A 25,604-nucleotide genomic window follows, 5' to 3' on the forward strand; every position below is an offset into this window, starting at 1 on the left:
AAGGGCCCCCGCTGAGCGGAGGCCCTTCGTGTCCTGCAGTCGTCCTTGTGCGCGAGGGGGGATTTGAACCCCCACACCCTTTCGGATACTGGCACCTGAAGCCAGCGCGTCTGCCGTTCCGCCACTCGCGCAATTTCGAGATTCCAACATCTGCACCCGGCAGGTGTTGTGAACAGCAGAGACAAGCATAACGGAGCCCGGCGGCAATTACCTAAACCGCCCCCGGTCGGGCCCGGCGGAGGGCCGATACGGGCCGCGACTGCGGATGATCGTTAGGACAAAGTAATCCTCGGCGCGACGGCTTGGAGCCCATTACCAGAGGCTCCCAGTAGTATCGGAGGGAACCTGCCCGGCTGGACCTTGCCATGACCAGAACCGGGCCATGCCCCTCAGCACCCTGCTGACCGGGCCCTGAACACCTGTGCGACAGGGGAGGAGGCGGACGATGGGCATTCTCGACAACGTGGAGCGGGGACTCGAAAAGCTGGTCCGTGGAGCCTTCACCACGGGGGCACGCTCCCAGGTGCAGCCCCTCGAGATCGCCAGCGCCCTCCGCAAGGAACTGGACAACCGTTCCCTCGTCCTGGCGCAGGGCCGCACCCTCGCCCCCAACGTGTTCACCGCCCGGTTGTCCGACTCCGATTTCGACCTCGCGCAGCAGTGGGGCTCGGCCCTCGCCGAAGAACTCTGCGACGTCGTCATCGCCCATGTGAACAGTCAGCAGTACAGCCTCCAGGGGCCCGTCCGCGTCTCCTTCGAACACGATCCGGAACTCAGGGCCGGGGTCTTCGAGATCGATTCCTCCATCGAGAAGCAGAGCGCCGCGCGGCGCTCCCCGGGCCCGCTGGCTCCCACGGCTCCCCGCCGCCAGCCCACACGCTTCCAGCCGATCCTCGAGATGGACGGACAGCGCTATTCGATCAATTCCGGTTCCATCGTCCTCGGTCGTTCCTCGGAGGCGGATATCCTCGTCGACGACACCGGGGTCTCCCGGCGCCATCTGGAGATCCGGGCGCAGGGCGGCCGGATCTACGCCGTCGATCTGGGATCCACCAACGGCAGCTACGTCAACGGGCAGCGGGTGGTCGGCCAGGCGGAACTCACCGACGGTTCCACGATCACCATGGGACGCTCACGCATGACGTTCCACCTCGTCCCGACCCAGGACGGGACCAGCCACCGATGAGCGAGGCCGGAGAACTCACCGTCACCCTGTTCCGCTTCGGGTTCCTGATCCTGCTGTGGGTCCTCGTCCTCAGCACGGTCGGTGCCCTGCGCCGCGACCTCGCGGTGGGACGTCGCAACAGGGTGGGCGCACCCAGCGCGCGCGAGATCCGCAGGAATCCCGAGCTCATGGAGGAGCCACCCCCCGCACGCGCAGCCGCCCGCCGGCTGGTCGTCACGGAGGGCCCTCTCACCGGCACCAGCCTCGACCTCGCAGCGAGCCCCATCCTCCTGGGCCGCGCCCAGGAGGCCACGCTGGTGCTCGAGGACGACTACGCCTCGGGCCGTCACGCCCGCCTCTTCCCGCAGGGCAGCCGTTGGTTCATCGAGGATCTCGGGTCCACCAACGGCACCTACCTGGCGGGAACCCAGCTGACGCGCGCGCTGCCCGTCGAACCGAATGTCCCCATCAGGATCGGTAAGACGGTCATCGAATTGAGGCCATAGGCGTGCGGCTCGCCCTGAGGTTCGCTGCCCGCTCCGACGTGGGCATGGTGCGGGCGAAGAACGACGACTCCGCATACGTGGGCCGCTATCTCGCCGTCGTCGCCGACGGCATGGGCGGTCACGCCGGTGGCAACGTCGCCTCGGCCTCCACCGTCCTGGACCTGGTCCACCTCGATCACGGCGCGCACGACGGCGACGCCGGGACCCACCTCGCCGACGAGATCCAGACCGCGAACTCGCTCCTGTCCGAACTCGTCGCCACCAATCCCCAGCTCGCCGGCATGGGGACCACGGTCACGGCGCTCCTGCTCGAGGGCAGCACGCTGCAGCTCGCCCATATCGGCGACTCACGCGCCTACCGCCTCAAGGACGGCGTCTTCGAGCAGATCACCACGGATCACACGTTCGTCCAGCGCCTCATCGAGGAAGGACGGCTCAGGCCCGAGGAAGCGGAGACCCACCCCCACAAGAACGTCCTGATGAGGGTCCTCGGCGACGTCGACGCGAGCCCGGAACTGGACCTCGCCCAGTTCGACGTCGAACCCGGCGAACGCTGGCTGCTGTGCTCGGACGGCCTGAACGCCGTCCTGCAGGACCGCGCGGTCGAGCGGGTGATGCGCGAGTCGACGGGCGTCCGCGAGTGCGTCGACACCCTCGTCGACCTGACCCTCGCGGGCGGCTCCCCGGACAACATCACCATCGCCGTCGTCGAGGTCATCGAAGCGGACGACGACGACGCATCTCCGCCGGCCTTCATCCCCCCTGCCCGGCAGGCGGCGGGTGAACGCGACACGCCGGGCGAGCCCGATGCGGCCTCCCACGAGATCGACAGGAACGGCGACCTGCCCGGTGCGGCGATCCGCGCCGACGTCATCCGCCAGGACCTGCTCACGAGACCGCATGTGCTCGTGGGCTCCGCGGCCCTCGCGACCGAGACGGGCCAGATCCCGATCGTGACCCAGCGGTCCACGGAACGCCGCGCCGCGATGATGCTGACGCACAAGGCGGAGCCGGAGATCGCGGAAGACACGGAGGACGAGGCCTCGCCGAGGAAGAAGCGCTGGTTCCTCCCCGCCATCCTCGCCCTCATGGCCCTCATCCTCATCGCCGTCGTCGGTCTGGGCTACACGTGGACCCAGACGCGCTACTACGTGGCGGACTCCGAGAACCGCGTCGCGATCTACACCGGGGTTCCCCAGCGGATCGGGCCGATCAGCCTCAGCGAGCTGTACGAGATGACCGACATCCCCGTCTCCAACCTGCCCGAGTACCAGCGGTCCCAGCTCTCGAACACGCTTCCGGCGGCGAGCCTGGAGGAAGCAGAACGGATCGTCAAGGACCTGCGCAGTGAACTGCGGGCCGTCAGCTGCGACCCGGCGCCGTCCTCGACGGCCTCCGCATCACCGGGCCCGACCACCGGCACCGGCGGACCCGCGCCCTCGGGGACGGCCACTCCCCGCCCGTCCGGGTCCCCGTCGCCCCCGACCGCCGCTCCCTCTTCATCCGCGTCCGCGTCCGCATCCGCGTCCGCGTCGTCCTCGCCGGGTCCTGCCGCTGCGTCCGCATCACCGCAGGCGACGGAGTCCTCCCCCGCCGTGTCATCCCCAGCCGTCGAATGTGAAGGTGCAGCAGATGAGTGATGTCCTGACCGCGCCCCGGTCGCGGCGCAACGTCGAGCTGCTCCTGCTCCTCCTCGCGCTGGCCGTCGCCATCACCGCCAGCTACCTGGCGGGCGTCGATCGCGAGGAGGCGTTCAGTGAGTTCTTCTGGACCCAGGGACTGACGCTCACCTTCATGAGCCTCTTCCTGCATATCGTCCTGCGCCTCCGGGCAAAGTATGCCGATCCGCTCATTCTTCCGATCGTGGTGGCACTCAACGGGATCGGCCTGGCCATGATCCACCGGCTGGACCTCTCGGCGATGCAGTCCAATCCGGACATCGATCCCGTCGCGTCGCAGCAGGTGATGTGGACGGCTGTCGCGATGGGTGCCGCCGCCGCCCTCCTGATCCTGCTGAGGGACCACCGGCTGCTGCGCCGGTTCACGTACATCTCGCTGATCGTCAGCGCCGTCCTTCTCCTGCTGCCACTCGCGCCGGCGCCGATCGGCCTGGAGATCAACGGGGCGAGGATCTGGATCTCCGTAGGATTCGGGACCTTCCAGCCGGGTGAGATCGCGAAGATCACCCTCGCCATATTCTTCGCCGGGTATCTCTCGACGAACCGCGACCTCATCCTGCTGGCGGGCAAGAAGATCGGCCCGCTCCAGCTCCCCCGCTTCAGGGACCTCGCGCCCATGGCGGCCGCCTGGCTCGTGAGCATCGGTGTCCTGATCTTCCAGCGGGACCTCGGGTCCTCGATCCTCTTCTTCGGCCTGTTCATGGTCATGATCTACGTCGCGACGAGCCGTGTCAGCTGGGTGCTCATCGGGCTCGCCATGATCGGCGTGGGCGTCTTCGTGGCCCTGGAACTGTTCAGCCACGTCGCGCTGCGGTTCGATTCGTGGATCAACGCCTTCGCCCCGGAGGTCTACGACCGCGCGCCGGGCGGCAGCCACCAGGTGGTGCAGGGCCTGTTCGGTCTGGCCAACGGCGGACTGGCCGGCACCGGTTTCGGGGCCGGGCGTCCCGATCTCGTCACGTACGCCAACAGCGACATGATCATCGCGGCGCTGGGAGAGGAGCTCGGGCTCATCGGCGTCGTCGCCATCGTGATGCTCTACGTGCTCCTGGTCTCCCGGGGGATCCGGGCGGCCCTCGGCACGAAGGACGGGTTCGGCAAGCTCCTCGCCTGCGGGCTCTCCTTCACGATCGCCCTCCAGTGCTTCGTGGTGATCGGCGGCATCACGCGCCTGATCCCCCTCACCGGACTCACCACGCCGTTCATGTCCGCCGGTGGCTCCTCCCTGCTGGCAAACTGGCTCATCGTGGCCCTGATCCTGCTCATCTCCGAGACCGCGCGCCGTCCTGTGCCGACGGCACCCATGAAGGACTCCTTCCCCGAAGCGCTCGGGGTCAGCGGCAAACCCGTGAAGAAGCGGACCGCGAAGGTGGCCACCCGATGAACCAGGCCATCCGCAGGGCATGGGTCGTGGCGATCAGCATGTTCGCCCTCGTCCTCGGCTCCCTCACCTACGTGCAGTTCTTCCAGGCGCAGGAGCTCAAGAACAACCCGTGGAACAGCCGCCAGCTGTACCAGGACTTCGGCCGGCAGCGTGGGGCGATCCTGGTCGACGGCCGTGCCATCGCCGAGTCCGTGCCCTCGAACGACCAGTTCAACTACCAGCGCGTGTACAACGAACCGGAGCTGTATGCGCACCTCACCGGGTACTACTCCCTGTCCCTCGGGTCGTCGCAGCTCGAGAAGACGGAGTCGGACATCCTCGCGGGCACCAGCAGTTCCCTGTTCTACGACCGCGTGGTCACCCTCTTCTCCGGCGTCGATCCGCAGGGCGCATCCGTGGAGCTCACGATCGACCCGCAGATCCAGCAGCTCGCCTCCGACCTCATCCCCGACGGTCAGCGCGGCTCGATCGTCGTGATGGAGCCCTCCACCGGCAACATCCTGGCGATGGTCTCGAAACCCTCCTACGATCCCAATCTCCTGTCGGGCCATGACACGGCGATCATCGAGCAGAGCGCGGCGATGCTCTCCGAGCAGCCGGGACTCTCGATCTACTCGAACCCGGCCACGGAGTCCCTCGTCTCGCCGGGATCCGTCTTCAAACTCATCGACGCCGCCGCCGCCCTCGAGTCCGGGGAGTACGACGCCGAATCGCAGATCCCGAACCCTCCGGCACTGGAATTCCCCGGGATCGAGTACACCCTGCCGAACTTCGTCTCGGGCGGCTGCGCGAGCAGGACCACGGCGGACCTGGAGTTCGCGCTGGAACAGTCGTGCAACACGCCCTTCGCGCAGATCGCACTGGACCTCGGCGAGGAGGCCATCCAGGAGCAGGCCGCGAAATTCGGCTTCGGCGAGACGATGGACATCCCCACCGACGTCGTCGCGAGCATCTTCCCGTCGGACCTGACGGACCCCGAGTTGGCGCAGTCCGCCATCGGGCAGTTCGACACGCGGGTGACACCCCTCCAGATGGCGATGGTGTCCGCGGCCATCGCGAACGACGGCCAGCAGATGAAACCGCAGCTCGTGAAGTCGGTGCGGGCCGCGGATCTGGAGCTGATCGACTCGCCCCAGCCGGAGTCGTTGCGCCAGTCGGTCAGCGGGGACACCGCGGACCAGCTCACGGAGTGGATGGTCAACGTGGTGGACAACGGCACGGCGACAGGCGCACAGGTTCCGGGTGTCCGGGTGGCCGGCAAGACGGGGACCGCGGAGGTCTCCGCGACCGGTGACAACGCATGGTTCACGGGCTTCGCTCCCGCGGACGATCCCCAGGTGGCCCTTTCGATCGTGATGGAGAACGTGGACATCCCCACTGGTCAGCAATTGACCTCACCCAGTGCCAAGAGACTCATAGAGGCGGTGTTGAACAGATGAGGCCCACATCAGGCATCACCCTGGGCGGCAGGTTCGAACTGACCGAGCGGATCGCCATCGGCGGGATGGGCGAGGTGTGGAAGGCCCGGGACCAGATCCTCGGCCGCGTCGTTGCGATCAAGATCCTCAAGGAGGAGTACTCCGGCGATCCCGCGTTCCTCAACCGCTTCCGGGCCGAGGCCCGCCACACGGCGCTGCTGAACCACGAGGGCATCGCGAACGTCTTCGACTACGGCGAGGAAGGCGGATCCGCGTACCTCGTGATGGAGCTCGTTCCCGGGCAGCCGCTCTCGGCCGTCATCGAGAAGGAACAGGTGCTCTCCCCGGACCGCACGCTCTCCATCGTCGGACAGACTGCCACGGCTCTCGCCGTCGCGCACCGGCAGGGCCTGGTGCACCGTGATGTGAAGCCGGGCAACATCCTCGTGATGCCGGACAGCCGCGTCAAGATCACCGACTTCGGTATCGCCCGGCTGGCTGATCAGGTACCGCTGACCGCGACGGGGCAGGTCATGGGGACGGCGCAGTACCTCGCGCCCGAGCAGGCGACCGGCCAGCCGGCAACGGGCTCCTCCGACATCTACGCACTCGGCGTGATCGGGTACGAACTGCTGGCCGGACGACGCCCGTTCTCCGGCGAGTCGCAGATCGCGATCGCCCTCGCGCAGGTCAACGACGCCCCGCCGCCGCTCCCGCAATCCATCCCACGTCCGGTCCGGGCGCTCATCGGATCCATGCTGGCCAAGGACCCTGCCGATCGACCCCGCGACGCCGAATCCCTCGCGCGCGCCGTCGATGCCATCCGCGCCGGTGACATCCGTGCGGCGGAGGCGGCCGTCCCGGGGCTGCTGTCCTTCGCGGCGGACTACGACAGCGCGACCGCGGCGATTCCCCGCCAGGACACGCAGGCGACCACGGCGGTACCGGCACCGACGACGTCGGCACTGCCCACGGTCGCCGCACCTGCCGCAGCCGGTGCGGCGGCCGGCCTCGCTGCCTCGCGCGGCTGGTCGGAGGACGATCTCGACGCGGTGCCCGCACCGCCGGACCGCGACGAGGACGAGAACCGCCGGAGCCCGTGGCTGATCCCGCTGATCGTGCTTCTCCTGCTGGCCCTCGGCGCCATCGCCTTCCTGGTCCTGCAGCCCCTGCTGGCAGGGGGCGAGGACCCCGCGCCGGTGGAGACGAGCACCTCCGCGGCGCCGGCGACGTCCCGCACGCCCTCGTCAACACCGTCGCCCACCTCGGCGTCACCGTCCCCGTCTCCGAGCACCACGGAGGCCGACCAGGTGGTCATCACCCCGAGCCAGTACCTGGGCCGGCCCGAGGCAGAGGTCTCGGCGGAACTGGGAGGCCTCGGGTTCCGCGTGGAAGCGCAGCGGGAGTCGTCCGCCGAGTACGCCGAGGGGTTGGTGATCGGCGTCGCCCCCGTCGGAGCACTGAGCCCGGGGGAGACCGTCACCCTCACCGTGTCGACCGGACCGGAGCAGGCCACGGTCCCGGCGGGACTTCAGGGACGGACCGTGGCGGAGGTCGAGGCCGCCCTCGTGGAACTCGGACTGCGGCCCGTGAATGCGGGCAGTGAGGAATCGACGCAGCCCGAGGGAACGGTCCTGCGGACGAACCCGGGACCCGGCGCCGAGGTGCCGGTCGACAGCGAGGTGAGCTACGTCGTCTCGTCCGGCCCTCCGCCGACCCAGGCGCCTGCGCCGACCCCGCCACCGGTGGCTCCGACGACGCCGTCGGCGACGGCCGCGGCCCAGCAGCCGGTGACCCCGTCGCCCACACCGACACCGACAGCCAGTTCCGGTCCGTGACCTGCGACCCGAGACGGCGCCGGAAGGAGGCGACGTGACAACCACCGAGCGCATCCTGAACGGGCGCTACGAGGTCCGTGAGCTGATCGGCCGCGGCGGCATGGCCGATGTGTACAGGGGCGTCGACCTGCGCCTCGGCCGGTCGGTCGCCATCAAGGTGCTGCGCGAGGACCTCGCGAGGGATCCGCTCTTCCAGGCGAGGTTCAGGCGGGAGGCCCAGGCCGTGGCCGGGCTGAACAATCCGAGCATCGTGGCGGTGTACGACACGGGTGAGGAGGAGATCCCCGATCGGCCGCAGCACGAGGTGCGGGTCCCGTTCATCGTCATGGAGTACGTGGAGGGGCTCACCCTGCGCGATCACGTCAAGGCCGGCAACCTCACCCCGGAGAACGCCGTCACCTATGTGGCGGGCGTCCTCCGCGCGCTCGAGTACAGCCACCGGGCGGGCATCGTCCACCGTGACATCAAGCCCGCCAACGTGATGATCACGCCCGCCGGCGCCGTCAAGGTCATGGATTTCGGGATCGCCCGCGCCATCGCTGATTCACAGGCCACCATGACCCAGACGCAGGCCGTGCTGGGGACGGCGCAGTACCTCTCGCCCGAACAGGCGCGCGGTGAGACCGTCGATGCGCGGAGCGACCTGTACTCGACCGGCTGCCTGCTGTTCGAGCTGCTCACCGGACGACCACCGTTCATCGGCGACAGTCCCGTCTCCGTCGCCTACCAGCACGTGCGGGAGGCACCACCTCTCGCGAGCAGCCTGAACCCCGAGGTGACCCCGGCGCTCGACTCCGTGCTCGCCAGGGCGCTCCAGAAGGACCGTGACCACCGGTTCCGGGACGCGGCCGCATTCCGGGGCGCACTGCTCGACGCCGGACGCGGCGTGGTCCTCGCTGCTGCTGCGACGGACGCAACGGAGATGATGGACGTCACGGCGTCGCGGACCTACCCTGCAACCCTGGGTGCGTCCGCATCCGGCGGACCGAGTACGCGCGCCATGGACAGGGTCCCGGGCGACCAGCCACCGGCGGCACTGGATCACCACCCGGACGAGGACCCCGACGACCGGCTCGATATCCTGCGGGACAGGGACGAGGCGGACGAGCGGAAGGATCGACGGCGCCGGGCCTCCCGAGCTGCCTGGAGCACCGTGTTCTTCGTGGCGGTGTTGCTCGTGCTGACAGCCGGCTTCTTCGTCATCACCTCCATGAACAACCGGCCCGTCGAGGACGTGGCGACGGTCAGTGTGCCCGAACTGATCGGTATGCCGGAGGGCGACGCCCGGGACGCCATCGTGGATGCGGGCCTTGTTCCGTCCTCGGACGAGGAGTTCAACGCCTCGGTCGACGCAGGGGACGTCGTCGCCTCCGACCCGGCGGCGGGGGCGTCGGTCGAGCCGGACTCCCGCGTGAACATCACGGTGTCCCTCGGCCCCGCGAATGTGGTGCTGCCCGATTCCCTCCCCGGCCTCACGGAGTCCTCTGCACGCGATGCGCTCGAAGGCCTGCGCCTGAAGGGTGGCAACGTCACCGAGGAGACCAGTGCCACCGTCGCGCAGGGGCGTGTCATCACCACGAATCCACAGCCCGGACAGTCCGTGCCGGTCGGCAGCGCGGTGGACCTCGTACTCTCCAGCGGCAGGGTGACGGTTCCCCTGCTCACCGACCTCTCGATCGCGCAGGCACAGGCCCTGCTCGAGGACCCGGCGGTACAGCTGCCCTTCAGCGTCCGTGAGATCGAGAACAGCGTGGTACAGCCCGGTGTCATCACGGCACAGTCGGAGCCCGCACGGTCCCAGGTCCCGCAGGGCACGGAGATCGTCCTCACCGTCGCGAAAGCCCCGGCCGAACCCACCCAGGAACCCACCCCGGAACCCACCCAGGAACCCACCCCGGTGCCCGCCGACCCGCCGACCGACCAGCCGCAGGGTCGGCCGACGGGAGAGCAGTCGGAACCGCGGCCGACGGAGGACGGCGACTAGCGGGCGATCAGCGGGCTGAGTCCTGCCGACAGGGTGGCTGCACCCTCGAGGCCCAGGGATTCGAGCCAGTTGCCGAGCATTCGGTACCCGCCCTCGGTCAGGACCGATTCCGGATGGAACTGGACACCGCACAGCGGCGCGCTGCGGTGTTCCAGGCCCATGATGATGCCACTGGCCGTGCGGGCCGTGACCGAGAGCTCGTCCGGGACGTCGTCACTGACGGCCGCGAGCGAGTGGTAACGCGTCGCCGTGACCGGTGAGGGGAGCCCTGCGAACACACTGGTGGCATCGTGTTCCACCAGGGAGGTCTTGCCGTGCATCAGCTCGGGCGCATGGGTGACCGTTCCGCCGTACGCCTCCGCGAGCGCCTGATGACCGAGGCAGACCCCGAGCATGGGCTTGGCGTTCTCGCCGCACCACCTGATGAGGTCGACGCACACCCCCGCATCGGCGGGTGTCCCCGGGCCGGGTGAGATCAGGACCCCATCGCGGGAGGCTGCCATCTCCTGCACTTCGGCGAGTGTGAGGTCGTCGTTGCGGACCACTGTCGTCTCCGCGCCGAGTTCCTGCAGATAGCCGACCAGCGTATAGACGAAGCTGTCGTAGTTGTCGACGACGAGGATTCGGGTGGTGTCAGCCATGAGCTAGGGGGAACCAATCGTTGAGTCTGTGAGCGGGGTGAACTGGGAGACCCGGGGGAACACGAAGAGCATCAGCATCGCGACGCCCACGAGGGCCAGGACCATGGAGAGGATGATGCGCAGCCATCGCGGTCCGGGGAGGGTCCGGAAGATCCATCCGTACATCGTGACTATCCCTGTCCTGCCGCGCGGGCTACCTGCTCGGTGATCTCGGGTGGGGGCACAGCGTCCGAGGGACGCGAGGATTCCAGCACCGAGTAAGCAATACTACGCTCCTGCGTGCCGAACCTCGGATTGCAGCTCGTCAGGGTGAGGATCCGGTCCACCGCTCTGCTCCGGGCTCCGCGGGGACCGACGGCGGCGCTCCGGACGCTCCCTGGCCGCCGGGTTGCGCAACGCAGCATCGACGGCCGACCTGACCACTGCCGCTCCTGCCTCCGGTTGCACGGGTATCGGGCGGTTCTTGGCTAGAATCGTGGGGATAACCGGGCCGCCCGACGTTGTTCTCCTTCAGGATAGCCTGCGGGTCCGGGCATGGAATGGCGGCCGGTACGACCACCGGCGCAGCTGACCGCAGCCGTGCCCTGCCGAGGAGAAACCGTGCCCGAGTCGAAGCCCCGTAAGAGAGCCAGGTCCGCCGCTCCCGCCGTGAAGTCCTCACAGCCGAAGCCGAACCCTGTCTGGTACAAGCCCGTCATGTTCGGTCTCATGATCATCGGCCTGCTCTGGATCATCACGTTCTACATCTCGGAAGCCCGCTTCCCGGTCGAGGCCTGGGGGTCGTGGAACATCCTTGCCGGATTCGGCATCGCGATCGTCGGGTTCCTCATGACGACGCGCTGGCGGTAGACGCACGTCGGCGATGGGCGGCGGAACGCCCTCCACGCTCTGTACACATGGTGTGTAGAAAGTTATCCACAGATGTGCACAGAAATGTTGATGATCCGGGGAAGGGCCCGAAAATCCGGTCCAAGGCTTATCCACAGCTGTGGAATTACATGTGTGTAAGTTATCCCCCGTGTGGATAAAGGGTGTGGACAACTAGGGGAGGGCCGGCGCGATGTGCGCCGACCCTCCCCGAATTCGTTCCCCTGGATGTGCGTCCCTAGAACGGGAGGAGGGAGACTCCCAGCAGGGTCAGCAGGAGCAGGAGCACGACGACGCCTCCCAGCCCCAGCCACTGGAGCCGTGCCTGGCGGGGACCGCGTGGGACGTACGCGATCACCGCGGCGCACGCAGCGCCGGCAACGAGCCCGCCCAGATGGGCCTGCCATGCGATCGATGGCACCAGGAATCCCAGCGCGGCGTTGATGGCGATCAGGACGACGATCTGCCGTACGTCGCCGCCCCGCTTCCGCTGGACGATGAAGAGCGCTCCGAACAGTCCGAACACCGCGCCGGAGGCGCCGACGACGCCCTGTCCGGGGTTCCCGGACAACAGCAGGACGCCGACGGATCCGCCCAGGGCGGAGATCAGGTACAGCGCGAGGAACCTCGCCCGTCCCAGCGCCGGCTCCAGGACCTTCCCCAGGATGTAGAGCGCGTACATGTTGAAGGCGATGTGGAGGAACGAGCCCGGTGAATGGAGGAACGCAGCCGTCAGCATGCGCCAGGGCTGGGCCGGCACGGCCCCCTCGACGCCGGCCGTGAAGAACGGCGCGTAGATGAAAGCGTTGGTCACCCCGGGCAGCACCAGCTGCAGCAGGAAGACCACCACGCAGATGCCGATCAGCGTGTAGGTCACGATGCTGGTGTCCCCGCGCACGACCCCACCGAAAGCATTGCGGTGGACCGGGGCGCCGGCGGCCTGCTCCCGTACGCACTCCACGCACTGGAAACCGACCGCCGCCGGCCTCTGGCACTCTGCGCACGCAGGCCGGTCGCACCTCTGGCATCTCACATAGCTGACGCGGTCAGGGTGGCGTGGACAGACCGGGGCCTGCCGGCTTCCGGCGTCGGGCGCGGGGACACCATAGGACATCTGGGTTAGAGCTGTTCCACGGTGATGCTCTTGATGACGACGTCCTCCAGGGGCTTGTCCCTCATGTCGGTGGCGATCGAGTTCAGCTTGTCGACCACCGCACGCGATCCCTCGTCGGTGACGTCGCCGAAGATGGTGTGCTTGCCCTGCAGCCATGTGGTGGGGACGGAGGTGATGAAGAACTGCGAGCCGTTGGTACCGCGCCCACCCTGGGTGCCGGCGTTCGCCATCGCCAGCTTGTAGGGCTCCTTGAAGGAGAGATCCGGGTTGATCTCGTCGTCGAACTTGTAGCCGGGGCCGCCTGTGCCCTGGCCCAGGGGATCCCCGCCCTGGATCATGAAGTCCCTGATGATGCGGTGGAAGATCGTCCCGTCGTAGAGGGGAGCAGTGCTCTCCTCGCCGGTCTGCGGGTGGGTCCAGGCGATCTCACCGGTCGCGAGGCCCACGAAGTTCTTGACCGTCTTCGGCGCGTGGTTGCCGAAGAGGTTCACCTCGATGTCGCCCTGGTTGGTGTGGATGGTCGCTTTTGCTGTCGGAATAGCAGTCATCAGGCCATTCTTCCACGCGGCATCTGACAATAAGCTGGAGCAGGGCCATTCCGCGCACAGTGAAACGGCACCGTCGCCGAGCACTGACCTACCGGCCGGATAGCACCGTCTGCCCATGCAACGTAGGCTGATCAAAACGAGTAACCACCCCCCTTGGAGGTTTTTGTGAAGAAGAACGTACGCGCTACCCACGAACTCGAAGAAGGCGTCGCACTCGGACTGGCAGCAGCTGCCGGACTGGCCGCCGCACGCGAATGGGCCACACCACGCGTCGACGCCGCGTACGAGTGGGCGAAGCCACGATGGGAGAAGGGCAGGGAGACCGCCGGACCCGCACTGCAGGTCACAGTCCGCAAGGCCACGGAGGGAATCTCCGGTGGTATCGCCGGTGGTATCGCTGTCGTCGCGCCGAAGATCCAGGACGGTATCGACAAGGTCGGTCCGCGCATCTCGCAGGTCATCGACGACACCACGCCGAAAATCCAGGGCACCCTCGACAAGGCGGCGCCGGCACTGAACTCGGCGAAGGTCAAGGTGGTCGACGACTACCTGCCGACGCTGTCCATCAGGTTGGGCGAGGCAGCGGACACCGCGTCCCGCTCGCTCGCCTCCGCACATGTGCCGCCCGCGGTCGAGAAGGCCGTCATTCGGATCACGGGTGACAAGAAGGCGGTCAAGAAGGCCCAGAAGCGACTGGTAGCTGCCACGCTGCAGGCCTCCAAGGACCTGAAGAAGAGCCAGCGACGCAGCAAGGGCAAGGGCTGGCTCATCGTCGGCATCGTCCTGAGCGCACTCGTGGCCGGCGTCGCCGTCTGGCGGGCATCGAAGCCCGTCGAGGACCCCTGGAAGACGCCGGCTCCGATCAAGGCAGCTCCTGCTCCGGCATCGAGCGCCAAGACCCAGGAGGCCAAGGACGTCGTCACGTCCGTCAAGGAAGCGGCTGATCGTGCCGCCGCCTCGGAAGGCACCACCAAGAGTACCCCCGTGAGCGGTGCCAAGGATGACAGCAAGAACACGGCAGCGGATGCGGCTCAGACCGTTGCCGACAAGGCGAAGGACGCCACGGAGGCAGCCAAGCACGCCAAGCCGTCGGACGGCGACTCGAAAGCCTGACAGCGCAGCACCGCACGGAGGAAACCCCGGCCCATGGGCCGGGGTTTCCTCACTTAACGTCTATCACGCGCACCGCATATAACCACCACGGACTATTACCGACCACCCAGTCCGGGCGGTGGCGCTGTCGCGGTCCCGGGGTCGACCGGGGAAAGGCGCGCCTTCCGCCGCTGCTGGCCGCGGATGACGACGGCGAGGCCGACGAGGATGAGGATCAGCCCACCGTAGGTCCCGAGCGGGAGCTGCTCGCCGAGGAACACTGCCGCAAGGATCGCAGCCCCCGGGATCTCGAGCAGGATGATCATGGAGACGACAAGCGGGCTCATGACCGCCAGGAGGTGGTTGAAGACGGAGTGTCCCATGATCTGCGCCAGCAGTGTCACGGCGAGGATGCCCGCCCAGGCAGCAGGGCTGAAGCCGACGATCGGCTGCCCGGTAGCGGCACACAGGACCACCAGGATCAGTGCACAGGCGCCGTAGCAGAGCGTGGTGTAGGTCCCCGTGGACAGGGTCCGCCGGGCGGCAGCTCCGGCCATCTGGTAGACCGCGGCCAGGGCTCCGCCGGCGAGGGCCAGCAGGTCGCCGAGGAGCGCCTCCCGCGACAGCGAGAGATCGAACCCGGTGATGATGACGACTCCCACGAAGGCGACTCCGAGGCCCGCGACCACGGCCGCCTGCGGTCGCGATCCCAGCAGGGCGTTGAAGAGTGCGATCCATGCGACCTGGAGGCACACCAGAGCCGTGGCAGCCGCAACGGACGTCAGTTTCAACGCGGTGATGAAGCATGCGAAGTGGAGGGCGAGCGCCACGGCGGCAATACCGAGCCGCCGGTACTCTGCACGCGTCAGGGCGGCGAACTCGGCCCTCTTGGACACGAGCGCTGGCCCTCCCATCAGGGCAGCCCCGAGCAGATTGCGCCAGAAAGCGATGGCCAGGACCGGCGCGGCGGTTGCCGCCATGATCGGTCCGGACGCCGATACCCCGATGACGCCGAGGATCGAGAGGAAGATAGTCACCCGGCAACTGTAGGGCACGGCACAGGCGGCCCATCATCCACTCCATGAACGCGAAAAGCCCCGGCCGGTAGCCGGGGCTTTCCTTCGGTGGAGGCACGGGGACTCGAACCCCGAACCCCCTGCTTGCAAAGCAGGTGCGCTACCAATTGCGCCATGCCCCCGAAAGGAACCTTGTCCGGTGAGTCCCGGACGCCGTTCCGTGAAGCTACACTACTTCGTCCGTCGCACTGCTCCAGACGCTCTTGCTCTTCTCGGAATCCTTCCACCGCTTGTACACGAGGACACTTGCGGCAGCCGCTGCTGCGACGAGCAACTTCTTCACGACAGTCTCCTTGCAGTTCCCTGCGAGTGGTGGATCCGTGGGCGTACCAGGACTTGAACCTGGGACCTCTTCGTTATCAGCGAAGCGCTCTAACCGCCTGAGCTATACGCCCCGATACCTCTTCGGGCCGAGACACGACTTTACAGTAGTGTCTCGGCATTCTTCAAATCGCCCGGGGGCGCCGAAGGGGCCGGTCTCCTAGTCGTCGGTCAGCGTGACGCCGATACCGCCGACGAGGGTGGACGAGATGTTGTACAGCACGGCCGAGAGCATGGCCAGGGCGGTCAGGAGCACCACGTTCACGACGGCGATGATCGTCGCGAAGGAGAGGACCTGCGGCAGGGAGGCGAACTGGCGAAGGTCGAACCCGCCGCTCTCGGACCCTGCGATCTCGCGGAGCAGTTCGTTCACTCCGTCGAAGATGCCCGTCAGGTCGAGGACGGTCCAGATGACGAAGGACGCGACGACGGTGACGATCCCGAGCGCGACGGACAGCAGGAACGACATCTTCAGGACCGACCAGGGATCCACCTTGCTGACGAGCAGCCGCGCCTTGCGGGCCTTGGCCTTCGGCGCCGGCTTCACGAGACCGGGGCGCTGCCCCGGACGGGCGGCCTGCCCACCGGCCGCGGGCCGCTGCGGCGGCCGGGCAGGAGCATTCACGCGCGGCGCTGCCCCGGACGATCGCACTTGTCCGCTGGACGACCGCGGGTTGGTGTTGGCCGAGCTCACTCGTTACCTCCGTGTTCGGGCGACTCAGCGTCGGGCTCAGCCGTTTCCTCTGTCGACAACCGTACTTCATCGGCTGTGAACTCCGCAGGATCCTCCTGCGGGGTGATCGTGCCGATCACGTCGACATCCGGGCTGGCTTCGGTCGGATCATCGATGAGGCCCTCCTCGACGGCGACGCTGCGCTCACTGTTCCGGGCGACGGCGATGATGCGGTCGGTCTTGTCGGGCTTCGCGAAGATGACGCCCATGGTGTCGCGACCCTTGGCGGGGACTCCCGCCACCGCCGAGCGCACCACTTTCCCGCCGCCCATGACCACGAGGACCTCGTCCTCCTCCTGGACCACGAGCGCTCCGACGAGGTCCCCGCGTTCCTCGGCCAGCTTCGCGACCTTGATGCCGAGCCCTCCGCGGCCCTGCACGCGGTAGTCGTCCACCTTGGTGCGCTTCGCGAAGCCGCCCTCGGTGACGATGAAGACGTAGGAGGCGTCCGTGACCACGTTGGCGGCCAGCAGCTCGTCGTCCGGGCGGAACTTCATGCCGGTCACACCCGAGGTGGCGCGCCCCATGGGCCGCAGGGCGTCGTCGTCGGCCGTGAACCGCAGCGACTGGCCCTTGCGGGAGACGAGCATGATGTCGTCGTCGCCGGACACCAGCTGCGCGGAGACGAGCTCGTCGGTGTCGCGCAGGTTGATCGCGATCACGCCGGCGGTGCGGTTGGTGTCGTAGTCCTCGAGGCGGGTCTTCTTCACCAGGCCGCGCTTGGTCGCGAGGACCAGGTAGGGCGACTGCTGGTAGTCACGCAGGTCGAGGACCTGGGCGATCGTCTCGTCGGGTTGGAAGGCCAGGAGATTCGCCACGTGCTGGCCCTTGGCGTCCCGCGCGGCCTCGACGAGTTCGTACGCCTTCGCGCGGTAGACCCGACCCAGGTTGGTGAAGAACAGGAGCCAGTGGTGGGTGGTGGTGACGAAGAAGTGCTCGACGACGTCGTCGCCGCGCAGCTGCGCACCCCGGATGCCCTTGCCGCCACGCGCCTGCTGACGGTAGTTGTCACTGCGCGTGCGCTTGACGTATCCGCCGCGGGTGATGGTGACGACCATTTCCTCCTCGGGGATCAGGTCCTCCATGCTCATGTCGCCGTCGTAGCCCATGAGGATCTCGGTGCGGCGGTCGTCGCCGAACTTGGCGACGATCTCCGCCAGTTCGGTGCTGACGATGCCGCGCTGCACGTCCTCGGAGGCGAGGATCCGGTTGAACTCCGTGATCATCGACTCGAGTTCGGCATGGCGGTCCTGGATCTTCTGCCGCTCGAGGGCCGCGAGGCGCCGGAGCTGCATGTTCAGGATGGCCGTGGCCTGCAGCTCGTCGATGGAGAGCAGCTCCATCAGACCGTCCCGGGCCTGCTCCGTCGTGGACGAGGCGCGGATCAGCGCGATGACCTCATCCAGGGCGTCGAGGGCCTTCAGCAGTCCGCGGAGGATGTGGGCCTCCTCCTCCGCCTTGCGCAGCCGGTACCGCGTGCGGCGCACGATGACCTCGAGCTGGTGGGTCACCCAGTGGCGGATGAACGCGTCGAGGCTGAGCGTGCGGGGCACGTCGTCGACGATGGCCAGCATGTTGGCACTGAAGTTGTCCTGCAGCTGCGTGTGCTTGTACAGGTTGTTGAGAACCACCTTCGCGACGGCGTCGCGCTTCAGCACGATCACCAGGCGCTGGCCGGTGCGGCCGGACGTCTCGTCGCGGAGGTCGGCGATGCCGCTGACCTTGCCGTCCTTGACGAGTTCCGCGATCTTGATCGCGAGGTTGTCAGGGTTGGCCTGGTAGGGCAGTTCCGTGACGACGAGGCACGTGCGGTTCTGGATCTCCTCGACGTTGACGACGGCCCGCATCGTGACGGATCCGCGCCCCGTCCGGTAGGCGTCCTCGATCCCCTTGTGGCCGAGGATCTGGGCGCCGGTGGGGAAGTCGGGTCCCTTGATGCGCACGATCAGTGCCTCGAGGAGCTCCTCCTTCGTGGCGTCCGGGTTCTCGAGGTACCACTGGACCCCGTCGGCCACTTCGCGCAGGTTGTGCGGCGGGATGTTCGTGGCCATGCCGACGGCGATGCCGGAGGATCCGTTGACGAGCAGGTTCGGGAAGCGCGACGGGAGGATCGTCGGCTCCTGGTTCTTGCCGTCGTAGTTGTCCTGGAAGTCGACGGTCTCCTCGTCGATGTCCCGCACCATCTCCATGGCGAGCGGGGCCATCTTCGTCTCGGTGTATCGCGGGGCGGCGGCGCCGTCGTTGCCCGGTGATCCGAAGTTCCCCTGGCCGAGCGCCAGCGGGTAGCGCATCGTCCAGTCCTGGATGAGGCGCACCAGGGCGTCGTAGATCGCCGAGTCGCCGTGCGGGTGGTACTGGCCCATGACTTCGCCGACCACGCGGGCGCACTTGTTGAACGACCGGTCGGGCCGGTAGCCGCCGTCGAACATCGCGTAGAGCACACGGCGGTGCACCGGCTTCAGTCCGTCGCGGACGTCGGGCAGCGCCCTGCCCACGATGACCGCCATCGCGTAGTCCAGGTAGGACCGCTGCATCTCCGTCTGCAGGTCGACCTGCTCGACGCGGTCCGTCAGGACCTCGCCCTCGATGGGCTCGTCGGGTCCGTTGCCGGTGATGTCGTCACTCATGAATCAGTTCCGTTCGTCAATTTTTGCCCCGCAGTACTGGCGAATCCGAGCAAGGGTGGTCCCTGCGTTCTGTACAGGCGCTCGACCGGATGTCGCCCTTTCCCTCGCAAGCTCGGGCAGGGACCCTGAGTCCGCTCTTACTTTCGTTGCGCCGGCAGAATGCCGGGGCTACCCGTCAGATGTCGAGGAACCGCACGTCCTTGGCGTTCTGCTGGATGAAGTTGCGGCGGGATTCGACGTCCTCGCCCATCAGGACGGAGAACACCTGGTCGGCGGCCGCGGCGTCGTCCATGGTCACCTGCAGCAGGGTGCGGTGGTCCGGATCCATGGTGGTGTCCCACAGTTCCGTGTAGTCCATCTCACCGAGGCCCTTGTAGCGCTGGATCCCGTTGTCCTTGGGCAGTCGCTGGTTGTTGGCCATACCCATCTTGATGACCTCGTCGCGCTCCCGGTCGCTGAACACGTAGTCGTGCTTCGCATTGGACCACTTGATCCGGTAGAGCGGCGGCTGCGCGAGGTACACGAAGCCGTTCTCGATGAGCGGCCGCATGTAGCGGAACAGCAGGGTCAGCAGCAGCGTCGTGATGTGCTGGCCGTCCACGTCGGCATCGGCCATCAGCACGATCTTGTGGTACCTGGCCTTGTCCACGTTGAAGTCCTCGCCGATCCCCGCGCCGAAGGCGGTGATCATGGCCTGGACCTCGCTGTTGCCGAGGGCGCGGTCGAGACGGGCACGCTCCACGTTCAGGATCTTGCCGCGCAGCGGCAGGATGGCCTGGGTCTCGGGATTCCGTCCGCGGACCGCGGAGCCGCCGGCGGAGTCGCCCTCGACGATGTAGATCTCGGACCGCGCGGGGTCCTTCGACTGACAGTCCTTGAGCTTGCCGGGCATGCCCCCGGATTCGAGCAGGCCCTTGCGGCGGGTGGATTCCCTCGCCTTGCGGGCTGCGAGGCGCGCCTGCGATGCCTGGATCGACTTGCGGATGACGTCGCGGGCCGGCCCGGGGTTGCGCTCCAGCCAATCGCCGAGCTGGTCGGTGACAACCCGCTGGACGAATCCCTTCGCCTCGGAGTTGCCGAGCTTGGTCTTCGTCTGGCCCTCGAACTGCGGCTCCGACAGCTTGACCGAGATGACGGCGGTCAGGCCCTCGCGGATGTCGTCACCCGTGAGGTTGTCGTCCTTCTCCTTAATGATGTTCTTCTCGCGTGCGTACTTGTTGATCAGGGTGGTCATGGCCGCACGGAAACCTTCCTCGTGCGTCCCGCCCTCGTGCGTGTTGATCGTGTTCGCGTAGGTGTGCACGCTCTCCGAATACGCCGACGTCCACTGCAGGGCCACTTCGACGGCCATCCTGCGGTCGGTGTCCTCGGTCTCGAAGGCGATGACGTCGGGGTGGATGACATCCACGCGCTTGGACGAGTTGAGGTGGCGGACGTAGTCGAGCAGCCCGTTCTCGTAGAGGTACACCACGGACCGATGCTTCGGCTCCCCGTCGGCGTCCTGCGCGCTCTGGACCTCCGTGACCTCGTCCGTTTCGACGGCATCCGCGCGCTCGTCCGTCAGCGTGATACGCAGTCCCTTGTTGAGGAACGCCATCTGCTGGAAGCGTGCGCGGAGTGTCTCGAAGTCGAACTCGGTGCTCTCGAAGATCGAATCGTCGGGGTAGAACGTCTGCGTGGTGCCCGTCTCGGACGTCTGCTCACCCTTCCGCAGCTCGCCGACGGGCTTGCCGCCGTCCGCGAAGGACTGCCGCCACACGTGGCCCTGGCGCCGCACCTCCGTCTCCACGCGCTGGGAGAGGGCGTTGACCACGGAGATACCGACGCCGTGCAGGCCACCGGATACGGCATAGCCGCCGCCGCCGAACTTGCCGCCGGCGTGGAGGATGGTCATGACCACTTCCACGGTCGGCCGGCCCTCGGTAGGGTGCATGTCCACGGGGATGCCGCGGCCGTTGTCGACCACCTTGACGCCGCCGTCGGACTGGAGCGAGATCTCGATGTGGTCGCAGTAGCCGGCCAGCGCCTCGTCGACCGAGTTGTCCACGACTTCGTAGACGAGGTGGTGCAGACCCCGGGGCCCTGTCGATCCGATGTACATGCCCGGGCGTTTCCGGACAGCTTCCAGGCCTTCGAGCACCGTGATCTCACTGGCGCCGTATGCGTGTTCGGTGGCCGCCTCCAGGATCGGGGACTCGCCGTCGCCTATCTTCACATCGCTTGCATTCAACTCGTTCTCGTGTGCCACAGGCGTAGACGGCTCCTCAGCTGGATCGACCAAAACAATCTCCCCTATTCTACCCTGCGGAGGGCCGACGTCCGGCGCGAACACCCCTTCACTGGCCAATAAACCCACATCAGACCGGACGGCAGTACCATCCGTGAGCCCGGATACGGCGGCCGGGACCCCGATTGCGCTACAGGCCGCTCAGCGGACGGCGTGACCGGGCTCCCGGATCACCCGTACGTGTCCCGCGGCCCGCGGCCCTTGACGGAGCGTCCGCCCTTGCGCCAGCTCGGAGCGGCGGGCCCGATGACCGACAGCCGTGTGACGACTCCCGGGCCGAGCTCGGCCTCGAACCGCTGGAGCACCTGCGGGGTGATGAGCCGCAGCTGCGTGGCCCAGGCCGTCGAATCACACCGGACCAGGACTGTGTCCGCGTCGAAGCTCTCCGGTACGCAGTGCGCTGCGATGTCGGTCCCGACGATCTCGCTCCAGCGCGACAGCACCGATCCGATCGCGACCGGCGACTTCCATCCCCGCTCGGCGAGCATCCGCGAGAAGACGTTGCCCACCCCCTCGGGATCCCTGCCGCCGTAGACCGGCTCGGGCGAGTACCGGCGGCGCGTCGTCTTCGCCGCACGCTTTGATACCGCCTCCCGGGGCGTGCCCCTGGCCTGCGATGCGCTCCGCAGCCGGTTGAGGAGGGCCTGCGGGGCATCCTGCTCCGGGAACTCATCCTTCGGGGAGGGCGTGCGCGACGGCTCGTCGCCCTCCGCCGCGCGCCTGCCCGATCGATCGCCGGAACCCTGCGCATCCGTTCCGTCCGCGGGAGGAGTGTCCCCGGAAGCTCCGTCAGACATCTATTCCTCCCGAGGCATCTCTATCGGCGGCCGCGGGCTGGTCGGGAATCTCCAGTGGGACGCCGGCGGCTCCACCCGGGCCGCCGCTCGCGGCGACGGCGCCGGGCACCACCCGGAGCTGCCGTCCGTCGAGCGCCGTGGGGATGTCGTCACCCACGGCCGCGGTGACGAGGACCTGCTCGGCGGACCCCACGATGGCAGCGAGCCGGGTGCGCCGTTGCGCATCGAGTTCCGCGAAGACGTCGTCGAGGATGAGCACGGGGTCCCCTCCCGGCGTCCGGTCCTCCTCCAGCAGAAGGTAGTAGGACGCCAGTCGCAGCGCCAGGGCCATCGACCAGGTCTCACCGTGCGAGGCGTATCCCTTGACGGGCACCCCGCCGAGCAACAGCGCGAGCTCGTCGCGATGCGGGCCGACCAGGGAGATGCCGCGCTCGAGTTCCTTCCTGCGGTGTCGGAGGAGACCGGCGATGAACAGCTCGGTCAGTGCACCCTGGTCGAGGTCGCCCAGGGCGTCGTCCGCCTCACTGCGCCCCGGGTCCATGCCGTGGTCCTCCGTCAGGGGGTCGGACGACGGCGAGACGCTCGAGCTGTAGGTGATGTCCGCGCGCTTGGAACCGTCCGTCAGCTCCCGGTAGGCGCGCTGCACATGGGGACGGAGCTTGTCGACGAGGACCAGCCGGGCTGACAGCAGGCGGGCTCCGGACTCGGCCAGGTGCTGGTCCCACACATCGAGGGTGGCCTCGTGTGCCGTCGAGAACCTGCCCGCCGCGCGGGCCGATTTCAGCAGGGCGTTGCGTTGCTTGAGCACCCGCTCGTAGTCCGCCCGCAATGCGGACTGGTGTGGCAGCAGTGACACCATGACCTCGTCCAGGTACCGGCGCCGCACGGACGGGTCGCCCTTGACGAGAGTGAGGTCCTCCGGTGCGAAGAGCACCGTCTTCAGGATCCCCGCGGCATCCCTGGCACGGACCGGGTTGGACCGGTTGATCCGTGCCCGGTTCGCGGTGTCGGCGTTGATCTCGACTTCCACGCTGGTGCGCTGCACTCCCCGGACCAGCCGGCCCCGGATGATGGCCCGGTCCTCGTCGAAAGCGATGAGCGGCCTGTCGGTGCTCACCCGGTGGGAGGACAGCGTTGCGAGGTATCCGATCGCCTCGACGATGTTCGTCTTCCCCACGCCGTTGGGCCCGACGAAGACGGTGATGCCCGGCTCGATGTCGATGTCGAGCTGCCCATAGCTCCGGAACCCGGTGAGCGAGAGGTGCTCAACGTACACCGGAGCGCACTTACTCGGGCTTCGGCTGGGCAGGCCTGACGGCGTGGCCGCCGAACTGATTGCGGAGCGCTGCGACCATCTTCATGGACGGGGAGTCCTCCTGCCGCGAATTGAACCGCGCGAACAGCGCGGCGGTGATCGCGGGAGCCGGAATCGAGTTCGCGATGGCCTCCTCGACGGTCCATCGACCCTCGCCTGAATCCTCGACGTAACCGGCGATGGTCGCCAGGCCGGGGTCCTCCTGCAGGGCCTTGACCACCAGATCCAGCAACCAGGACCGGACGACGGTGCCCTTCTGCCATGCCGCGAAGGTGCCGTGGACGTCCTTCACGATGTCCTTGGCCTCGAGGAGTTCGTAGCCTTCCGCATAGGACTGCATGAGCCCGTACTCGATGCCGTTGTGGACCATCTTGGCGTAGTGCCCGGCTCCGACGTCGCCGACGTGTACGAAGCTCTCCGCCCGATCGCCCTCGGGACGCAGTGCATCGAAGATCGGCAGGGCCAGCGCGATGTCCTCGTCGCTGCCGCCGGCCATCAGGCCGTAGCCGTTCTCCAGGCCCCAGACGCCGCCCGAGACCCCACAGTCGAGGAATCGGATGCCCTTCTGGGCGAACAGCGTCGCGTGGATCTGGTCATCGGTGAATCTGGAGTTGCCGCCGTCGATCACGAGGTCGCCCTCGGACAGGAGCTGTGACAGATCGGTGACCACGGCGTGCGTGATCTCGCCGGCCGGGACCATCACCCAGATGATCCGGGGGGCAGGCAGGGAGGACACGAGTTCTTCGAGGCTCGATACGTCCGTGCGATCGGGAGCGCGGTCGAAGCCGGTGACCTCGATCCCGTTCGCCCGGAGCCGCTCCCTCATGTTGAAACCCATTTTGCCGAGACCGACGAGACCGATGTGCATGAGCTCTCTTTCTGATGATGTGTTCATCCGGCCGCCGACCGGGCTTTGGACCAGCTGGCAGGGCTACAGATTGGGCAGCCGCACAGGCATCAGCAGGTACCTGTAGTCTTCCCTGTCCTCACCGGAAGCGTCCTCCTGGGCCGAGATCACCGCGGGTTTCGGCGGCGAGGTGAAGGAGAACCGCACGTACGGGCTGTTGAAGGCTCCGAGACCCTCGCTGAGGTAGTGCGGGTTGAAGGCGACGGTGATGTCGTCGCCGTCGAGCGTGGCCTCGATCGCCTCGGATGCCTGGGCATCCTCCCCCGTTCCGGCGTCCAGGGTCACCTGACCCTCCGAGAAAGCCAGGCGGACGGGTGTGTTGCGTTCGGCGACGAGCGAGACGCGGCGTACCGCTTCCACGAGCGCGCTGGTCTGCACGGTCGCGTGGATCGGAGTGGTGGCGGGAAACAGCGACCTGATCTTGGGGTAGTCCCCGTCCACGAGCAGCGAGGTGGTGCGACGCCCCCCGGATTCGAAGCCGATCAGTTCCGAGTTGTCCGACAACGCGATGTTCAGCTCGCCGGCCCCGCCGAGGGTCTTCGCTACTTCGCTGAGGGTCTTAGCCTTCACGAGGGCGCTGGTGGAGATGCCGGGGGTCGACGGTTTCCAGGCGACTTCGCGAAGGGCCAGGCGGTAGCGGTCCGTGGCGAGCAGCGTGATGAGGTCGTCCTCGATCTCCATCCGCACGCCGGTGAGGATCGGCAGGGTGTCGTCACGGCTTGCGGCGATGATGACCTGCGACACGGCCTGGGCGAAGGCGTCTCCATCGACGACGCCGCTCACGTCGGGAAGTTTCGGCAGCTCGGGATATTCCCCTTCGGGCATGGTGGCGAGGTTGAAGCGGCTGTTGCGGCAGGTGAGCGTCACCTTGGAACCGTCGGTGGCCACCTCGACCGGCGCGGAGGGCAGGCTCCGACAGATGTCGGCGAGGAGACGTCCCGAGACAAGGATGGTGCCTTCTTCGAGGACGTCGGCAGGGATCTCGAGGCGGGCCGAGATCTCGTAGTCGAAGCTCGCGAGGCTGAGCATGCCGCCTTCGGCCTTGATCAGGAGACCGGCGAGGACGGGCACCGGTGGGCGCGGTGACAGGGAACGAGCGGTCCAGGACACTGCCTCCGCAAGTACATCCCGCTCAACTCTGAATTTCACGGAGCAGTGCCGCCTTTCGCCAGATCAAAAAAACAGCCACCGGCGAATCGCCGGCGGATGGTCGGGCCCGATGCCTGGACGGATGTCCCCACGGCACGGGAACTACAACCCTACTGGGTCAAAGCTTAGCCGGATAGCGAGCCGGCGCAGCGGGCT

Annotated in this window: 22 protein-coding genes, 3 tRNA genes and 1 pseudogene; 9 read left to right on the forward strand and 17 right to left on the reverse strand. The window is 67.5% G+C overall.

Going from position 1 to position 25,604, the window contains the following annotated elements:
- Positions 1–48 precede the first annotated feature (48 nt).
- A tRNA-Leu gene (locus tag CXQ92_RS09640) sits at positions 49–131 on the reverse strand.
- Between the two features lie 314 nt (positions 132–445).
- Here CXQ92_RS09640 and CXQ92_RS09645 point away from each other — a divergent pair.
- The 7 genes from CXQ92_RS09645 to pknB are packed head-to-tail and all read left to right on the forward strand — an operon-like array spanning position 446 to position 9,974.
- Positions 446–1,186, forward strand: a complete 741-nt coding sequence (locus tag CXQ92_RS09645; RefSeq protein ID WP_104167533.1) for a DUF3662 and FHA domain-containing protein — start codon at positions 446–448, stop codon at positions 1,184–1,186.
- Complete coding sequence (locus CXQ92_RS09650; RefSeq protein ID WP_104167534.1) at positions 1,183–1,671, forward strand: FHA domain-containing protein; 489 nt, start codon at positions 1,183–1,185, stop codon at positions 1,669–1,671. Before CXQ92_RS09645 ends, CXQ92_RS09650 begins: the two co-directional genes overlap by 4 nt.
- Before the next feature lie 44 nt (positions 1,672–1,715).
- Entirely contained in the window at positions 1,716–3,311 is a 1,596-nt protein-coding gene (locus CXQ92_RS09655) for a PP2C family serine/threonine-protein phosphatase (protein WP_104168186.1), read from the forward strand.
- Positions 3,304–4,734, forward strand: a complete 1,431-nt coding sequence (locus CXQ92_RS09660) for an FtsW/RodA/SpoVE family cell cycle protein (RefSeq protein ID WP_104168187.1) — start codon at positions 3,304–3,306, stop codon at positions 4,732–4,734. The genes CXQ92_RS09655 and CXQ92_RS09660 overlap by 8 nt, the downstream gene beginning before the upstream one ends.
- The gene (locus tag CXQ92_RS09665) at positions 4,731–6,173 is read left to right on the forward strand and encodes a penicillin-binding protein 2 (protein WP_104167535.1); all 1,443 of its coding nucleotides are present in this window, start codon (positions 4,731–4,733) and stop codon (positions 6,171–6,173) included. Before CXQ92_RS09660 ends, CXQ92_RS09665 begins: the two co-directional genes overlap by 4 nt.
- The gene (locus CXQ92_RS09670; RefSeq protein ID WP_104167536.1) at positions 6,170–7,990 is read left to right on the forward strand and encodes a protein kinase; all 1,821 of its coding nucleotides are present in this window, start codon (positions 6,170–6,172) and stop codon (positions 7,988–7,990) included. The genes CXQ92_RS09665 and CXQ92_RS09670 overlap by 4 nt, the downstream gene beginning before the upstream one ends.
- Before the next feature lie 34 nt (positions 7,991–8,024).
- Positions 8,025–9,974 carry a Stk1 family PASTA domain-containing Ser/Thr kinase gene (pknB, locus tag CXQ92_RS09675; protein ID WP_181033612.1) on the forward strand — a complete coding sequence of 650 codons (1,950 nt, stop codon included), beginning with the start codon at positions 8,025–8,027 and terminating at the stop codon, positions 9,972–9,974.
- On the opposite strand, the gene CXQ92_RS09680 is transcribed toward pknB, so the two are convergent.
- The 3 genes and pseudogenes from CXQ92_RS09680 to CXQ92_RS18650 form a co-directional block, all read right to left on the reverse strand.
- A complete protein-coding gene (locus tag CXQ92_RS09680; protein ID WP_104167538.1) occupies positions 9,971–10,615 on the reverse strand; it encodes an aminodeoxychorismate/anthranilate synthase component II in 645 nt (214 codons plus the stop codon). The genes pknB and CXQ92_RS09680 overlap by 4 nt on opposite strands.
- Before the next feature lie 3 nt (positions 10,616–10,618).
- Positions 10,619–10,780 carry a hypothetical protein gene (locus tag CXQ92_RS18145; RefSeq protein WP_181033613.1) on the reverse strand — a complete coding sequence of 54 codons (162 nt, stop codon included), beginning with the start codon at positions 10,778–10,780 and terminating at the stop codon, positions 10,619–10,621.
- A 5-nt stretch (positions 10,781–10,785) separates the two neighbouring features.
- A pseudogene (locus CXQ92_RS18650) lies at positions 10,786–10,938 on the reverse strand (class E sortase); the annotation flags it as partial.
- Between the two features lie 277 nt (positions 10,939–11,215).
- On the opposite strand from CXQ92_RS18650, the gene CXQ92_RS09685 reads away from it, so the two are divergent.
- Positions 11,216–11,464 carry a cell division protein CrgA gene (locus CXQ92_RS09685; RefSeq protein WP_104167539.1) on the forward strand — a complete coding sequence of 83 codons (249 nt, stop codon included), beginning with the start codon at positions 11,216–11,218 and terminating at the stop codon, positions 11,462–11,464.
- 256 nt (positions 11,465–11,720) lie between these two features.
- On the opposite strand, the gene CXQ92_RS09690 is transcribed toward CXQ92_RS09685, so the two are convergent.
- Together CXQ92_RS09690 and CXQ92_RS09695 are read right to left on the reverse strand one after the other, a co-directional pair.
- Positions 11,721–12,380: a rhomboid family intramembrane serine protease gene (locus CXQ92_RS09690; RefSeq protein ID WP_306738519.1), complete on the reverse strand. Its 660-nt coding sequence runs from the start codon at positions 12,378–12,380 to the stop codon at positions 11,721–11,723.
- A gap of 221 nt (positions 12,381–12,601) precedes the next feature.
- Positions 12,602–13,144 carry a peptidylprolyl isomerase gene (locus CXQ92_RS09695; RefSeq protein ID WP_104167541.1) on the reverse strand — a complete coding sequence of 181 codons (543 nt, stop codon included), beginning with the start codon at positions 13,142–13,144 and terminating at the stop codon, positions 12,602–12,604.
- Positions 13,145–13,309: 165 nt separating this feature from the next.
- Here CXQ92_RS09695 and CXQ92_RS09700 point away from each other — a divergent pair, with 165 nt between their 5' ends.
- Positions 13,310–14,257, forward strand: a complete 948-nt coding sequence (locus CXQ92_RS09700; protein ID WP_104167542.1) for a hypothetical protein — start codon at positions 13,310–13,312, stop codon at positions 14,255–14,257.
- A 95-nt stretch (positions 14,258–14,352) separates the two neighbouring features.
- Here the strand turns inward: CXQ92_RS09700 and CXQ92_RS09705 are convergent, their stop codons facing one another.
- From CXQ92_RS09705 to dnaN, 11 genes are all read right to left on the reverse strand, one after another.
- Positions 14,353–15,273: a DMT family transporter gene (locus CXQ92_RS09705; protein WP_104167543.1), complete on the reverse strand. Its 921-nt coding sequence runs from the start codon at positions 15,271–15,273 to the stop codon at positions 14,353–14,355.
- A gap of 88 nt (positions 15,274–15,361) precedes the next feature.
- Positions 15,362–15,434 (reverse strand) — tRNA-Ala (locus tag CXQ92_RS09710).
- 44 nt (positions 15,435–15,478) lie between these two features.
- Positions 15,479–15,595: a DLW-39 family protein gene (locus CXQ92_RS18395; RefSeq protein ID WP_219815704.1), complete on the reverse strand. Its 117-nt coding sequence runs from the start codon at positions 15,593–15,595 to the stop codon at positions 15,479–15,481.
- A gap of 38 nt (positions 15,596–15,633) precedes the next feature.
- A tRNA-Ile gene (locus CXQ92_RS09715) sits at positions 15,634–15,707 on the reverse strand.
- Between the two features lie 86 nt (positions 15,708–15,793).
- Positions 15,794–16,327 (reverse strand): DUF3566 domain-containing protein, encoded by a 534-nt coding sequence (locus tag CXQ92_RS09720; RefSeq protein WP_104167544.1) that lies wholly within the window; start codon positions 16,325–16,327, stop codon positions 15,794–15,796.
- Positions 16,324–18,993 (reverse strand): DNA gyrase subunit A, encoded by a 2,670-nt coding sequence (gene gyrA, locus CXQ92_RS09725; protein ID WP_104167545.1) that lies wholly within the window; start codon positions 18,991–18,993, stop codon positions 16,324–16,326. The genes CXQ92_RS09720 and gyrA overlap by 4 nt, the downstream gene beginning before the upstream one ends.
- Before the next feature lie 175 nt (positions 18,994–19,168).
- Positions 19,169–21,208 (reverse strand): DNA topoisomerase (ATP-hydrolyzing) subunit B, encoded by a 2,040-nt coding sequence (gyrB, locus tag CXQ92_RS09730; protein WP_306738522.1) that lies wholly within the window; start codon positions 21,206–21,208, stop codon positions 19,169–19,171.
- 242 nt (positions 21,209–21,450) lie between these two features.
- On the reverse strand, positions 21,451–22,077 hold the full coding sequence (locus tag CXQ92_RS09735; RefSeq protein ID WP_104167547.1) for a DUF721 domain-containing protein: 627 nt from the start codon (positions 22,075–22,077) through the stop codon (positions 21,451–21,453).
- The gene (recF, locus tag CXQ92_RS09740) at positions 22,070–23,353 is read right to left on the reverse strand and encodes a DNA replication/repair protein RecF (protein ID WP_104167548.1); all 1,284 of its coding nucleotides are present in this window, start codon (positions 23,351–23,353) and stop codon (positions 22,070–22,072) included. Before recF ends, CXQ92_RS09735 begins: the two co-directional genes overlap by 8 nt.
- A gap of 10 nt (positions 23,354–23,363) precedes the next feature.
- Positions 23,364–24,260: a phosphogluconate dehydrogenase (NAD(+)-dependent, decarboxylating) gene (gene gnd, locus CXQ92_RS09745; RefSeq protein WP_104167549.1), complete on the reverse strand. Its 897-nt coding sequence runs from the start codon at positions 24,258–24,260 to the stop codon at positions 23,364–23,366.
- Between the two features lie 63 nt (positions 24,261–24,323).
- On the reverse strand, positions 24,324–25,448 hold the full coding sequence (gene dnaN, locus CXQ92_RS09750; RefSeq protein WP_104167550.1) for a DNA polymerase III subunit beta: 1,125 nt from the start codon (positions 25,446–25,448) through the stop codon (positions 24,324–24,326).
- Between the last annotated feature and the right edge of the window lie 156 nt (positions 25,449–25,604).

Origin of the sequence: Arthrobacter sp. SX1312 (assembly GCF_002929295.1) — a bacterium.
Lineage (GTDB): Bacteria > Actinomycetota > Actinomycetes > Actinomycetales > Micrococcaceae > Arthrobacter_D.